Source organism: Dictyobacter sp. Z7_2 (genome assembly GCF_057551105.1).
On record NZ_BAAJPE010000001.1, the window covers coordinates 1,439,465 to 1,453,505 of the forward strand.

The window sequence follows — 14,041 nt, forward strand, 5'->3', positions numbered from 1 at the left end:
ATTATGACGCACCTCCATCATACTATAGACATGAAGCAAACATGGTCCATGCAAATGTGTTGCTGATATTCTACCTGACACTTCGCCATTCACCGTGTTCTTCCTGAGGAGGATAAGATGTCAATTGTCGACCAGACCAAAGTACCTACTGTCGATCAAGCCCGTCTTGATCTTATGCATCGCTATTGGAATGCTGCCAACTATTTAACGATCGGACAGATCTATTTGCAGGAAAATCCCTTGCTGAGAGAGCCTCTGCAAGCCAAACATATCAAGCCGCGTTTGCTCGGACACTGGGGCACCTCCCCGGGGCTGAGCTTCATCTATGTGCATGTCAATCGACTGATCAAGGATCATGATGTCAACGCCATCTATCTGGCTGGGCCTGGACATGGTGGCCCGGCATTGCTCGCCAACGTTTATCTGGAAGGAACGTACACGGAGATCTATCCACAGATCACACAGGATACCGCCGGCATGCGCCGCCTCTTCCGCCAATTCTCGACCCCCGGTGGCGTCCCAAGCCACGTCAGCGTTCCAACACCAGGATCTATCCACGAAGGTGGCGAACTTGGCTATGTCCTCTCGCACGCCTTTGGAGCAGTCTTTGATAATCCAGACCTGATCGCCATCGCGGTCGTCGGAGACGGCGAGGCTGAGACAGCTCCACTCGAAGGAGCCTGGAAGAGTATCAAATTTTTGAATCCGGCACGCGATGGGGCAGTCCTGCCGATCCTGCACCTGAATGGCTATAAGATAGCCGGACCCACGGTGCTGGGACGCGAGAACGATGAGGATATTCGCAAGCATCTTGAAGGGTATGGCTACGACGTACATTTTGTCGAGGGCGATGATCCCATGACGATGCATAAAGCCTTCGCCGAGACGCTGGAGACGTGCTATACACAGATCCATGAGGTGCAGGAAGATGCGCGGAGCAATGGATTCAGCGAGACTCCACACTGGCCAGTGATTGTGCTGCGCACGCCCAAAGGCTGGACAGGACCCAAAGAAGTCGATGGGCTCGTCGTTGAAGGCACGTTCCGATCACATCAGGTGCCAGTGGCAGATGTCAAAAATAATGTGGAGCATCTGAACATTCTTGAGAGCTGGTTGCGTAGCTATCATCCAGAAGAGCTCTTCGACGAGCAAGGACAACTCCTGCCCGAGCTGGCCGAACTCGCCCCGCTCGGAGATCGCCGCATGGGAGCCAATCCGAATGCGAATGGAGGCAAGCTGCTGGTAGATCTGGATCTGCCTGCCTTCACCGACTATGCCATCGACGTGCAAAAGCCAGGCACAGAGCGGTACGAGTCAACACGCCAGTTTGGCATGATGTTACGCGACATCTTTACACGCAATGCTCAGCAGCAGAACTTCCGGCTTTTTTGTCCTGACGAGACCAACTCGAACCGCCTCGGCAATGTGTTTGAAGTCGAGAACCGTTGCTCGACCGGGACCATCATCCCCGGCGACGATCATCTCTCGCCCGACGGACGCGTCATGGAGGTGCTCAGCGAACATCTCTGTCAGGGATGGCTTGAAGGCTATCTGCTCACCGGACGCCATGGTATCTTCCCAACCTATGAAGCCTTTGCGATGGTCTCCGATTCTATGACCATCCAGCACTCCAAGTGGCTACAGGAGGGCGCAAAGCGAGCCTGGCGTAAGCCCATTGCATCGCTCAACTTCCTGCTGACATCGACCTGCTGGCGCAACGACCACAACGGCTTTAGCCATCAAGGCCCTGGCTTGATCGACGTCGTCCTGTCGAGTAAGGGAACTGTCGCACGTATCTACTTACCGCCCGATGCCAACTGCTTGCTATCCGTCGCCGACCACTGCTTACGCAGTCGCAACTATGTCAACCTGATCGTGATCGATAAGCAGCCTCAGCTCCAATGGCTCAACATGGAGGACGCAATCGCTCACTGCGCACGTGGCTTCTCCACCTGGAAATGGGCCAGCAATGATAATCTGGTCGAGCCAGATGTCGTGTTGGCTTGCGCCGGGGATGTTCCTACACTGGAGACAGTGGCGGCCGCCTGGTGGCTACGCCAGCATATCCCTGAGTTAAAGGTACGTGTCGTCAACGTCGTCGACCTGATGACGCTCTATCCATCCTACCTGCACCCGCATGGCATGGACAACGCCACCTTCATCGAACACTTTACCGCAGATAAACCCGTCGTGTTTGCCTTCCATGGCTATCCACGAGCGGTCCATGAGCTGATCCATGGACGTCCGAACGCCGAACGCATCCACGTCCGTGGCTTCAACGCCGAAGGCACAACCACGACTCCGTTTGATATGGTTGTCCTCAACGGCATGAGTCGCTATCAGCTCTGTATTGAAGCCATGCGCCGCGCCACACGCTTGCAAGCCCTGACGCCACCGCTCATCGCCGAATGCAACGACATCCTGAGCAAGCACCACAATTACGTCAGGGAGAACTTTGAAGATCTGCCCGAGGTGCGTGATTGGGTCTGGTCCGATTAGCCTGCACGTACACCAGAGTCACGCCGCTACTGCTCTGTCAACGGTCATCACGCCGATGTTGCATTGGAGATGCACATTCACAATGGGGTGAGACGCTCACCCACGTAGCGGCGCGGCTCCGCCGTGCTGTCTGTGACTCGTACGACCACGCTCCTCATGAGGTGCTATTGAGCGATCTCCCCACGGTGGGACGTGTTCGTGCGTCAAGTGACAGCACGGCGGAGCCGCGCCGCTACGTCTGCTGGCCTGGACGCCTCGTGCAAGGGATCAACCATCGTTCCGAAGAGATAAGAGGTATAATATGAGCGATGACATAACGCAAGCACAATTATCCAGACGCTTAGATATCTATCTCAGAGAATATACAGAAAATAATCTCAGAAGGGATGCTCTCTCCACGTGCGAGTGGAATAAGGCGTGGAATAGCGCAGCTCTCGCTCTTACCCAGAACGCATTGACGACCGAATTAGTTAATGATGTCTGGCAAGCGTTAAAGCGACTCGAAGTGAATACAAGACTGCCCCAATTAACACTCTTCCCATAGCTCAGAGGGCGTGAATCATAGGCAGACAGGCACTGTTGGTGCCAGAAAGAAAGTGAGGATAGCATGGAATCATTAACGAAAAAGCCCCACATTTTGGCGACCGAGGTCACGCCAGAAGAGCAGCAATTCATCATACAGGCATTTGGCGATGCGTTTGCCGTGCGGACCATTCCTGGTCCGCTCTCCGATGCAACACCCGAAGAGATAGCGAATGTCGAAATACTTATCCCCTTTATTCACTCGATGGTAGGACGCGTCGAGATGGATAATATGCCCCGACTGCGGCTGATTGCGACGCGCTCAACTGGCTATGATCACATCGATCTGGCGCGAGCAAGAGAGCGCGAGATCGCGGTGGCAAATGTGCCCGGCTATGGCGAAAACGCGGTGGCTGAATTCACTTTTGCCCTGATGCTCTCACTTACGCGTAAGGTTAACACTGGATCGATAAGGACACAGCATGGCGATTATACACTGGAGGGCCTTAGAGGCATCGATCTCTTTGGCAAGACGCTTGGGGTGGTCGGGACAGGAGCCATTGGTATCCATGTGATCCACATCGCGAAGGGCTTCGGGATGAATGTGCTGGCCTATGACGTCTTTCCACAGCGCCACTACTCGGAAGTCCTGGACTTTAACTATGTTGGCCTGGAGGAGCTCCTTGCGCAATCCGACATTGTCACGCTACACGCGCCCGCAACGCCAGCGACGTTCCACATGCTCAATCGAGAAACGTTGTCTCTGATGAAACATGGATCATTCCTGATCAATACGGCTCGCGGCTCGCTGGTAGATGCTCGAGCGATGGCATGGGCGTTAGATACGGGAATTCTGGCCGGCGTGGGACTGGATACACTGGAAGGTGAAGAGTTCTTACAGCATGAAGAAGAGCTGTTGCATGAGTCTGGGGCCGAAGAAAAGCTCAAACTCCTCATACAGCATCAGGCACTTCAGAAACGCAGCAACGTCATAATCACACCACACATCGCGTTCAACACTGAGGAGGCATTACAGCGTATACTGGATACAACCATTGAGAACGTTCAGACTTTTTCTCAGGGTCATCCACAGAACCTCGTCGGCAGCAAATCATCATAGAGGTTGCAGCGGTTGGCAAAAAGGTTCTAAGTAAAATATTGGGAGTGCTTTTATGCAAGAAGGCTCAACCGTCTCACAGACAACCATCGCAGATGGGGATGAAGGGAAAGTGGTCGCTCACACCCTCCCATTAAAACAGTTGTTCGAGCAGCTCGCGTGTAGCGAGCAGGGACTTACAAGCGCGGAGGCACACCGGCGACAGGTTACGTACGGTCCAAACGATACCACTGGAGTGAAGCGCAGCTCAACAGTTGTGCAGTTTTTGCGCCTGTTCTTGAATCCGCTGGTCGCCATTCTGCTCTTTGCGGCCATCGTCTCAGCGATCCTGGGAGACAGGATCAATGCCAGCATCATCATTGCGATTGTGGTACTCAGCAATATTTTGAACTTTGTCCAGACCTATCAATCACAAAACGCGGTCGAGCAACTGCGAGCAAACGTCTCTCCGACGGCGGAGGTGCTACGTGATGGCTCCTGGATCGAGCTCGCACGCCGCGATCTCGTACCAGGAGATATTATCCGGCTCGCCGCTGGAGATCTGGTGCCAGCCGATGCCCGCCTGATCCAATCAACCGACCTGCATATCCAGCAGGCCGCGCTGACCGGCGAATCCCTGCCCGTCGACAAGCACGCCGATGATATCGATGTGCCAGGCGAAACTTCAGCTGAAGTCCATAACTGCGTCTTTCTCGGCACCTCGGTCGTGAGCGGCAGCGGCACTGCACTGACGGTCGCCACCGGACGCTCGACAGCCTTTGGCGATATCGCCGTACGCCTGGCTGGTCGAGCGCCCGAGACCGAGTTCCAGCGCGGCATCAAAGGCTTCGGTCATCTCATCATGCAGACCGTGTTCTTCCTGATACTGTTTATTCTCCTGATCGGCGTCCTTGGACATCATCCCCCCTTCGAAACCATGCTCTTCGCCATCTCGCTCGCCGTGGGACTCACTCCCGAGTTCTTACCGATGATCACGACCGTTACTCTGGGACGCGGCGCTCTGCGCATGGCGAAGCAGAAAGTGATCGTCAAGCACCTGGAATCGATCCAGAACTTCGGCAGCATCGATACGCTCTGCAGCGACAAAACGGGCACACTCACCAGCGGCGAGACAAAGCTCGAAGGATATCTCGATCTCAAAGGACAAACCTCTGAGCGCATTCTGCTCCTTGGCTATCTGAATAGTACCTATGAGACCGGCATCAAGAGTCCGCTCGACGCGGCTCTTTTACAGCACGGCGCGGTCGATGTGAGTGCCTACAGCAAAGTCGGCGAGGTCCCATTCGATTTTGAGCGGCGTTGCCTCTCCGTCGTCGTAAAACATGAGAACGAAATCCAGTTGATCACCAAAGGAGCACCTGAAAGCATCCTGAAAAATTGCGCCTCCTACGAGATCGACGGCGAACGCCGACCAATGGCGGGCGTGAGTGACGAGATGCGCGAAAAATATGCGCAGATGTATCGCGATTTAAGCACACAGGGATACCGTGTCCTTGCGGTCGCCTATCGCACACTGCCCCAACAAGATAGCTATCACAAAAACGATGAGCACGATCTGGTCCTCTGTGGCTTCCTGACCTTCGCCGATGCTCCCAAAGCCGATGTGGCTCAGGTGCTCCAGGCGCTCAAAGACGATGGCGTGCAGGTCAAGATCGTCACCGGTGACAACGAATTGGTCACGCGCCATGTCTGCCAGCAGGTGGGGTTGATGAGCAGCCGGATCGTGCTGGGCAGCGAGATGGAGCATATGACCGATACCGCGCTGGCCCAGGTCGTCGAGGAGGTCAATATCTTTGCTCGCGTCTCCCCGGCACAAAAGAACCGCATCATCCTCGCGCTCAAGAGTCGCAAGCACGTCGTCGGCTATATCGGCGATGGCATCAACGACGCCCCCTCACTGCACGCCGCAGACGTCGGCATCTCGGTCTCCACCGGCGTCGACGTCGCCAAGGATGCCGCCAGCATTATCCTGCTCGAACAGGATCTGCATGTCCTGCACAATGGTATCCTCGAAGGGCGCAAAGCCTTCGGCAACGTGATCAAATATCTGCTGATGGGCACCAGCTCAAACTTCGGCAACATGTTCAGCATGGCTGGAGCCTATGTCTTCCTACCATTCCTCCCTATGCTGCCAACACAGATCTTACTTAACAACTTTCTCTACGATCTGTCCCAGATCACTATCCCCACCGATAATGTGGATGCCAGCTACGTCAAAAGGCCGCAGCATTGGGATATCAGCCTGTTCCGCAACTTCATGCTCATCATTGGGCCGATCAGCTCGCTGTTTGACTTCTTAACCTTCTTTATTCTGCTCCGCGTCTTCAATGCCGGCGATGTGCTTTTCCATACCGGCTGGTTCGTGGAGTCGCTCGCCACACAGACACTTGTCCTGTTTATTATTCGCACCGCCGGGAATCCGCTGCGCAGCCGTCCCAGCCGCCCGCTGATGATCACAACATGCCTGATCGTAGTCATCGGCCTCGTACTCCCGTACACGCCGCTCGCGGGTCCACTCGGCTTCGTGCCCTTGCCGCCGCTCTACTTCATCTTCTTGATCGCTATGACGGCGCTTTATCTGCTGCTCGTCGAGGTGGTCAAGCGCCGCCTGATGCGCCGCTATACGTGATAAAGTAACAAGGGAATAAAAAGGTATACGTTAGATACACACGCAAAATTGGATGTTTCGACAAAAATATTCTCTTAGCATAATGCGAGCTTTACAGGCGCTGTAAACGGTGGCCGCTCCCTCGCTCCTTAACGTAACAGTATTGGACGCTACGATTCGGCGAGGATTGCTACGCTATAGCCGGCGAGTGTGAATGATTGATGTTCACAAATATACCACTCAAGCGTGTATCGATGGTATCAAAATAGACCCGTCCTGTTCGTGATGCCAGGCATGGTGTACGTTTTCATTGATGATAATTTTTGACACCGCTGTCTGTCCCTGAAGAACAATCAAGCGTACAGACAGGTCGCTCCTGGCACCGTCGATGAGCAGTCGTAGCTGATCGTTGACGAGTTCGGCGAAGATACGCGTCCGGCCATCGGTATCGTGCAGCTCAAAGCTGCCTTTGTCGAGCAGATAGGCGTCGACGGTGATATGCTCAAAGGGTTCTTCGCTGATAACCTGCATCGGCTCGCTGGTCGGAATGAGTGCATCGGCTTTCACATAGATGGGCAAGGTTGTCAGTTCCGGCTGGACGTGGATCGAGCGCGAACCTATCAGGACTTCGTGCGTCCAGAAATCGATCCAGCGTCCCTCAGGCAGGTAGATCGTTCGCTCAGCGCTGACGTTGTAGATGGGAGCGATCAGCAATTCAGATCCAAACATATATTGCAAATCCATGGTGAAGGTCGCGGGATCGTCGGGATACTCGAGAACCATCGGTCGCAGAAGCGGCAGGCTGGTCTGCGAAGCAATTGAGGCGTAGGTATAAATATAAGGGAGCAGGCGATAACGCAGGCGAGCGTACTGACGAAAATTGTCGAGCGCATCCGCACCAAATTCCCAGGGGAGGCGGGTGGTATTGCCATGCGCTCGGGTGAGCGGCGAGAGCAGGCCGAATTGGGTCCAGCGCATGAACAGCTCGTGAGTTGGATGTCCGGTAAAGCCTCCAATATCATGACTCCAGAAAGCATGTCCGCACATCGCCATACTCAGGCCGCCGCGCAGCGTAGCCGCCAGCGCCACAAAGGTACAATTGGCATCACCACCCCATTGGGCCGCATGACGCTGTCCGCCAGCGTAGGTCGAGCGAGCCCAGACAATGCCCGCGTGTCCGGTGACCTCGGTCGTCACCTCCGCGACGAGATCGTTATAGAGCAAGGCGTAGAGGTTGTGCAGATGATCTCCCGGAATGCCGCTATAACAAACAGCATCGTGCGGGATACCTTCACCGAAGTCGGTCTTATAGACATCGACTCCGTTGCGCAGAGGCTCGCGCAGCATCTCTTTAAACCACTCGATAGCCTCCGGATGCGTGACGTCGATGACTCCAACCGGCGGATGGAAGCCGCCCCACATGTCAACAACATACGTCTCGCCCTGCTCATTCTTGAGAAAGTATCCTTTTGCGCTGCCCTCGGTGAAGCGCTCGCTCTCGATGCCGATGTAGGGATTGCTCCACAGACAAACTTTGAAGCCCAGAGATTTTAACTCGGCCAGGAGTCCGGCTGGATCAGGAAACAGCTCCTCATCCCACAACAGTTCCGACCAGCGTCCAAAGCGCTGCCAGTAGCAGTCGAGATGCAGGACGTTGCAAGGGATCTCGTGTTCGCGGATCAGGCGAGCGCGCTTGAGCACTTCGGCGGCGCTATCGCGCTGGAAGCCGGACGAGATCCACGTGCCCAGCGACCACTTCGGCGGCAGGATGGGAAAGCTGACCAGCGATGCGTATCTGGTGATAATCGTTTTGAGGTCTGGACCTGCCAGCACATAGTAATCGAGGGCGCTGTCGGGAGTGATCAGGCTGAATGTTCCCGTATTGCTCGCCACCATGTCAAAGTCCACAGCCGACAGGCTATCGACGAAGATGCCATACTTGCGCGTGCTCATCACAAAGGGCACATTCTTATAGGAACGCTCACTAAAAGCCCCACCACAATCCAGATTCCAGGTCGTGATACGCTGCCCACGTTTATCGAAATCGGTAAACTTCTCGCCCAGACCAAAGAAATGCTCATCGGGCTCAGCCGTAAAGGTATCATGGAAGGCGACGCGCTTCCCATCAACCCGGCTGACTCCATAGGGCAATACGGTCAGCTTCATGCGAATATTGGTCACTTCCGTATAGTTTTGAGAAAGTAACAGCTTCTGATCGGCTCCATAGTAGCTGATATGCAAAGGTTGCAAATCGATCACGATCGTGAGCGCTGCGCTGCACAGGCAGACTCTCTGCCCGGTGCGCTCGATACTGATGGGATGTGCCAGCGGGAGGAAGTCATGGGCCAGACGGATACGGGCCGGGTTGCGCACCTCATCCTCCAGACAGACACGAGCAATCCCCTCGGCAACCAGCGTCACGGCGATCGACATCAGCGCCCCAGAAACCGTTCTCCCCTGCAAAACCACTCCTTGCGCATGCAGATCCGTCACCTGCGCCTCGACAATGAAATCCGGACCACCCTCATCCCCAGCCTGACGTACCGGCAGAGGCGCAGCCTCCGACATGTAAACATTATATGGGAGCAATGGAACCTGATCAGCCATGAAGCCATCCCTTCTTCAACGTTGAAAATGAAATTTGTAGCCGTAGGATAGTTAGCTCATCTCTCTACCTCTGGGCAGGTAAGAAAATCCTCTTGACAGTAGAGGTTACAATCAAGTAATCTCGTTGATAACAACACAATGAGAGCGATCCCACAGACTATTATTGTACCTAACCATACCTCAAAAGTAAACGTCTGGTCACTCTCTACATGCAAAGGGGTCTCGATGTCGCACTTAACGATAGAAGATATCGCCAGATTATCTGGAGTTTCTCGTTCAACGGTCTCACGGGTTCTCAATGGACAGCCGAGTGTCCGCCCATCGGTCAGGGATCACGTTCAGGAAGTAATCAGTAGTCATGGATATGCCCCACAAGCGGCGGCGCGTCACCTGGTCACACAGCGCACACGCACCATCGGGCTAATTCTCCCCGACAACGTTTACAACCTGTTTGGCAATCCCATCTTCGCACTGATGGGGCAGGGAGTCAGTCAGGTCTGCTCACAGCAGGGCTACAACTCGATGCTCTTTATGGGCCGCCAGGATCTGGGCGACGAAAAATTATTCACGCTTCTGCGCGGACGTCATTTCGACGGCATCGTCTTTATCAGCGACGAAGGAGATCAGACGTGTCCAGCCATGCTCAGAGAGATCAACATTCCCTACGTCCGCATCGGACATGATCCAGAGCACGAAGACACCAGGTACGTTGACGTTGACAACGTCGAAGCCGCCGATAGCGCTGTCAGCCACCTGATCAAACTGGGACATCAACGCATCGCCATGATCAAGGGATTAGAAAAAGACATCTGCACAGGAGCACGCCTGCAAGGCTACAAGAACGCCCTCAGCCGGGCCGGACTACCGATCGATCCCGCACTGATCGCCGACGGAGATTGGTCGACCGCCTGCGGATATCATGCCGCACAACAATTTTTGCAGCTAGCCAATCCTCCCACCGCCCTCTTCTCCTCCAATGACATGATGGTCGCCGGAGTCATACGAGCAGCGCAGGAGCGTGGTCTGGCCGTCCCCAACGACCTCGCTATCGTCGGCTTCGACGACCTGCCTCAAACCACCATGATCTTTCCCGAACTGACAACGATCCGCCAACCTTGCATCGAAATGGGCATCCGAGCCACCGAGATGCTCATCGACCAGCTAGAGAACGGTAACGACGCAGTGGAACATATTATTCTGCCAACCGAGCTCATCATTCGAGAATCCTGCGGCTTCAGCCAGCGCACCCTGCAAGCTGGAGACGCGTAATACCACACTCGAGGTTTTCAGCAGGTTGATTTTTCATACATTCTCTTTTATACTTAATCATTGAATATACAATCATTGAGTAATCGATCTGGCTCGAATGAGGAATATCTTTTGAAGTTGGCACAAGCGGTCGAAGCGAGTCAGGAGCAAGGTGCCTATCGCGTGGTTGGTGCGTTGCGCATCCTGATCGAATCCAGGCAGCAGAGTATGCGTGTACTGGTGCAATATCAACATCGGCATCGCTGGATGCTGACCGCTGCAAGCGGTGGCGTTCGCTATCTGAATGGCGTGCGGCGAGACACTGATGGGTCCTGGATCATCGATGGTTCTGACGTTACACTATTGAGTAATGTGGTGGACTGCTTTCCTGCAATGTATCAGCATCTGCTCACCCCTAATAGCGACGACTGGCAAATTCTGCCCCCTTCCTTAAGCAAGCAGCGGTAACGCTATCTAAGCGCTGTTACCAAAAGGAGAGTAGCAGCTATCTCCACAATACAGCAGCATCAGACCAAGCCATGCGGTGGCTGAGTACACAGCTCCCGCCAGGGAACGGCCCATGCTCATGGAGAGAGATTTCAGCATCTTTACCTCCGCATGCTTTATAGAACGCCACTGATGCTGCATTCTGATCAATTACCCAAAGACAGAACCGTGTATCGGTCGGTCGGCGTCGTGTCAACTCACATGCTGCTGCCGTCAGCAAACGGCGACCAATCCCACATCGCTTGAGCCGGTAGGTCACGTGTAAGTTGTCCAAGAATGCCCCCCACTCTGGATCCTCATCCAGAATCATGTGTACGAAACCAACCACCTCACCATTGTTGTCAGCGACAAGAGTAAAGGAATTCGCGTTGGTGGCAGTTAGCCGTTCGCTCCAGATCATTCTGCGCTCAACAACCACTTCACCATCAAGAAATGCATCACTGAATGCGCCCCGATAGTGCCGGCGCCAGCTATCAGCATGGAGGGAGGCAATAGCCTCAATATCATTGGAGGAGGCATTTCGCAGTATAATATCCTGTTGTAAAAAATCCTGAGTTGTATCGTTTTCTACCATGCTCACGCGTGACTCCATTCTTCTACTTCAATCAGATCTTGTAGCCCTGACGTTCTTTTTTCATCTTTCTCTTTCTCCAGCGCGTCGCTTAAACAGCAGCGAAGGGTCTACACCCTTTAGAGAAAACAAAAGAAGCCGTTAATGGCACTAGTCTTCTTCATCGGGCAATTCGTAGGTCAGGCCCAGATGCTGTGCCGCTTCACGCCGACTAAACCCATACTCCTCATCGCGCCCACCGCTGCGATAAAGCATGGGGATAAGCAGTATGCCCGCATCGTCAAGTGACTTCATTAGCCATGCAGGCGTTGATAGGACACGCTCACGCCCCAGATGATCAACTATTTCTGGCCCAAACAGATTAATACTATATAGCCAGGTAATATCAAGCTGACGTACCTCCTCTAGCGAGGTTACATCGCCCGTAGGATCATCTTGATAACCATAGAGAGGATGCCAAATTGTATAAACGAGTTGTAGTATATCCAGATAATGCAGAAGATCCTCAACACCATCTGTATCATCAACCATAGTCACATCTATTTGGCTATCCCGGGCATAGAAAGTAAGTGAACATTTAAACAGGTAAAACGAATCATCCTTTGGAACGGAGCGAACCAACACAGACAGTTCATCAATACTTCGCTGCTTGGTAAACTTTTCCACATCTTGCCACAACGCTGGCATAACAGTAGGTACAAAGAGACTCTGAGAATCAATAACGGCCTCACGATCAGATCCAGCAAGATAATGCCCTTGTTCAGAAAGACGCGTCAAAAAAGCATGCAACAGCTCAACATTATAGATATCATCGCCAGTACGCATATAGAAACTAACTGTGATCAAATCAGGCATTATTTTCTCCTTTTGTCTCACTTCTTCTATTAATACGTAGTCCCATCAGGGAAGCCTTTAATGATAATATCAGGATCAGCCTCTCTTAATGCCTTAACAACTTCTTCAGGTACCGGACCACCATCTGAGTCAAAGATATACTCAATCTGAGCGCCCGGAAATTTCTTCAGATATGTCTCTTTTATTTGCTGAGCAAACTCTTTGCCTTTTTTACTAGCGTACGAAGAACTTTTCCCCCACCAATTATACGACTTCACATCTACCACAATCGTGCCATTTTTTAATCTAGCATCGGCCGCCTTTTTAAATCTGCCATCAGCCGGATCTAATATCATTACCTCTAACTCATCCAGATCTGGTTTGACAGAAAAGCCCCACTTAAGTTGGTATAACGATCCCTTATAAACTTCCAGCACCCCATTAGCCATATCTCTTAGAACACGATCTACACCAGGAATATCCTGCAATTGAGCATACAGCATCGTGATATAACCAATATCATTTGAATGCTCTTTTAAAAAAGTGCGTATCTGACTCTCGCTCAACGAGTTCACCCAGCGAGCCGCAATCAAGCGACTCAAGAAGTTCGGATCGACGTCCGGGAACTCCTGAAGGAGCTTATTATATAACGCCTGCTCAGCCGCAGTCATCTGAGCGGGTGTGATTGGCTTCGCCGTATAGTGTGCTAAGATGTCTTTGAGCACCTCAGCCGGGAAATGGCCCTTGATCATCAAGGCCACGATAAATTCTGGCGGCACATTGGGATACTGTTTACGCAACTGACGGAAGCTATCGAGCCAGGCACGTATCTGCGCCTCGGTCAGGCCCTTCTTACGCAGAACCCATTCGATATATTCGATGGGGACATCTGGATACTCGTTGGCCCACTTCTGCACCTCGGGACTGAGATTGTTGGCCATCGGCGGGACTGGCTGAGGATCTTTTGGCAGGCTGGGCTGAGCGGTACCTGCGATCGAATTCATCACCTCTTTCCAGGTCAGCCAGGCGAAGAAGATTGCGGCCGCCAACTGGATCAGAATCACCAGCAGCGTTCCAAGATCTATCAGCGCAACGCCTGCGGTCAGCAGGTCCTCAGGGATATCGACGCCGCCCTGAGCAATATCCGTCACAACCAGGACTTCTGTGGCGTCCATGAGGGGTCCCGCGTCGGATACTTCAGAAGCCGCCGCATAGGAGGCTTCTATGATACTGTTGAAGGCCGCTTCACACGCTTCAGAGGATTCAAGCAGGGGGCCAGCCAGTTCTCCAACACTCCCCGAGAGAGAAAACTCGGAAAGGGTATAGTCTTCGCCCAGAGTCGTCACGGTATCCGCCCCTGGTCCGCTAAAAGCATCGTCTCCTTCAGTTAGCTCACGCAGTAGATCATCAAAGGTGCTCACCGATGATTGATGATTGGTCGCCAGTAACTGCGTCGTTGAGCGAAAACCACTTAAGGGTTCTGTAATCGGGGCGACCCATTCTTTTAAGACAGAAACAGGATCCATCC

General features: G+C 53.2%; 11 protein-coding genes. 7 read left to right on the plus strand and 4 right to left on the minus strand.

Features of this window, described 5'->3' with window-relative positions; all coding sequences use genetic code 11:
• Positions 1-117: 117 nt before the first annotated feature.
• The 5 genes from AC27N8_RS05535 to mgtA all read left to right on the plus strand — a co-directional run bounded on the left by AC27N8_RS05535 (position 118) and on the right by mgtA (position 6,767).
• On the plus strand, positions 118-2,499 hold the full coding sequence (locus tag AC27N8_RS05535) for a phosphoketolase family protein (protein ID WP_487064777.1): 2,382 nt from the start codon (positions 118-120) through the stop codon (positions 2,497-2,499).
• Positions 2,481-2,804 carry a hypothetical protein gene (locus tag AC27N8_RS05540; protein WP_487064779.1) on the plus strand — a complete coding sequence of 108 codons (324 nt, stop codon included), beginning with the start codon at positions 2,481-2,483 and terminating at the stop codon, positions 2,802-2,804. The genes AC27N8_RS05535 and AC27N8_RS05540 overlap by 19 nt, the downstream gene beginning before the upstream one ends.
• Positions 2,801-3,043, plus strand: coding sequence for a hypothetical protein (locus AC27N8_RS05545; RefSeq protein ID WP_487064781.1), 243 nt, complete (start codon positions 2,801-2,803; stop codon positions 3,041-3,043). Before AC27N8_RS05540 ends, AC27N8_RS05545 begins: the two co-directional genes overlap by 4 nt.
• Positions 3,044-3,106: 63 nt before the next feature.
• Positions 3,107-4,141 (plus strand): NAD(P)-dependent oxidoreductase, encoded by a 1,035-nt coding sequence (locus AC27N8_RS05550; protein WP_487064783.1) that lies wholly within the window; start codon positions 3,107-3,109, stop codon positions 4,139-4,141.
• Between the two features lie 52 nt (positions 4,142-4,193).
• Positions 4,194-6,767, plus strand: coding sequence for a magnesium-translocating P-type ATPase (gene mgtA / locus AC27N8_RS05555; RefSeq protein WP_487064785.1), 2,574 nt, complete (start codon positions 4,194-4,196; stop codon positions 6,765-6,767).
• Positions 6,768-6,986: 219 nt separating this feature from the next.
• Here mgtA and yicI read toward each other — a convergent pair whose 3' ends face one another.
• Entirely contained in the window at positions 6,987-9,353 is a 2,367-nt protein-coding gene (yicI, locus tag AC27N8_RS05560; RefSeq protein WP_487064787.1) for an alpha-xylosidase, read from the minus strand.
• A 225-nt stretch (positions 9,354-9,578) separates the two neighbouring features.
• Here yicI and AC27N8_RS05565 point away from each other — a divergent pair, with 225 nt between their 5' ends.
• Both AC27N8_RS05565 and AC27N8_RS05570 read left to right on the plus strand, forming a co-directional pair.
• Complete coding sequence (locus tag AC27N8_RS05565) at positions 9,579-10,622, plus strand: LacI family DNA-binding transcriptional regulator (RefSeq protein ID WP_487064789.1); 1,044 nt, start codon at positions 9,579-9,581, stop codon at positions 10,620-10,622.
• Between the two features lie 111 nt (positions 10,623-10,733).
• A complete protein-coding gene (locus AC27N8_RS05570; RefSeq protein WP_487064791.1) occupies positions 10,734-11,069 on the plus strand; it encodes a hypothetical protein in 336 nt (111 codons plus the stop codon).
• A 37-nt stretch (positions 11,070-11,106) separates the two neighbouring features.
• Here the strand turns inward: AC27N8_RS05570 and AC27N8_RS05575 are convergent, their stop codons facing one another.
• The 3 genes from AC27N8_RS05575 to AC27N8_RS05585 form a co-directional block, all read right to left on the minus strand.
• A complete protein-coding gene (locus AC27N8_RS05575; RefSeq protein ID WP_487064793.1) occupies positions 11,107-11,682 on the minus strand; it encodes a GNAT family N-acetyltransferase in 576 nt (191 codons plus the stop codon).
• A 147-nt stretch (positions 11,683-11,829) separates the two neighbouring features.
• Complete coding sequence (locus tag AC27N8_RS05580; protein WP_487064795.1) at positions 11,830-12,534, minus strand: hypothetical protein; 705 nt, start codon at positions 12,532-12,534, stop codon at positions 11,830-11,832.
• A 29-nt stretch (positions 12,535-12,563) separates the two neighbouring features.
• Entirely contained in the window at positions 12,564-14,039 is a 1,476-nt protein-coding gene (locus AC27N8_RS05585) for a cyclic nucleotide-binding domain-containing protein (protein ID WP_487064797.1), read from the minus strand.
• Positions 14,040-14,041: the final 2 nt, after the last annotated feature.

Excerpts from the sequence above, each read along its gene's own strand:
- AC27N8_RS05535 (WP_487064777.1), top strand. The coding sequence starts at position 118 with ATGTCAATTGTCGACCAGACCAAAGTACCTACTGTCGATCAAGCCCGT.
- AC27N8_RS05545 (WP_487064781.1), top strand. The coding sequence starts at position 2,801 with ATGAGCGATGACATAACGCAAGCACAATTATCCAGACGCTTAGATATC.
- AC27N8_RS05550 (WP_487064783.1), top strand. The coding sequence starts at position 3,107 with ATGGAATCATTAACGAAAAAGCCCCACATTTTGGCGACCGAGGTCACG.
- mgtA (WP_487064785.1), top strand. The coding sequence starts at position 4,194 with ATGCAAGAAGGCTCAACCGTCTCACAGACAACCATCGCAGATGGGGAT.
- yicI (WP_487064787.1), bottom strand. The coding sequence starts at position 9,353 with ATGGCTGATCAGGTTCCATTGCTCCCATATAATGTTTACATGTCGGAG.
- AC27N8_RS05565 (WP_487064789.1), top strand. The coding sequence starts at position 9,579 with ATGTCGCACTTAACGATAGAAGATATCGCCAGATTATCTGGAGTTTCT.
- AC27N8_RS05575 (WP_487064793.1), bottom strand. The coding sequence starts at position 11,682 with ATGGTAGAAAACGATACAACTCAGGATTTTTTACAACAGGATATTATA.
- AC27N8_RS05580 (WP_487064795.1), bottom strand. The coding sequence starts at position 12,534 with ATGCCTGATTTGATCACAGTTAGTTTCTATATGCGTACTGGCGATGAT.
- AC27N8_RS05585 (WP_487064797.1), bottom strand. The coding sequence starts at position 14,039 with ATGGATCCTGTTTCTGTCTTAAAAGAATGGGTCGCCCCGATTACAGAA.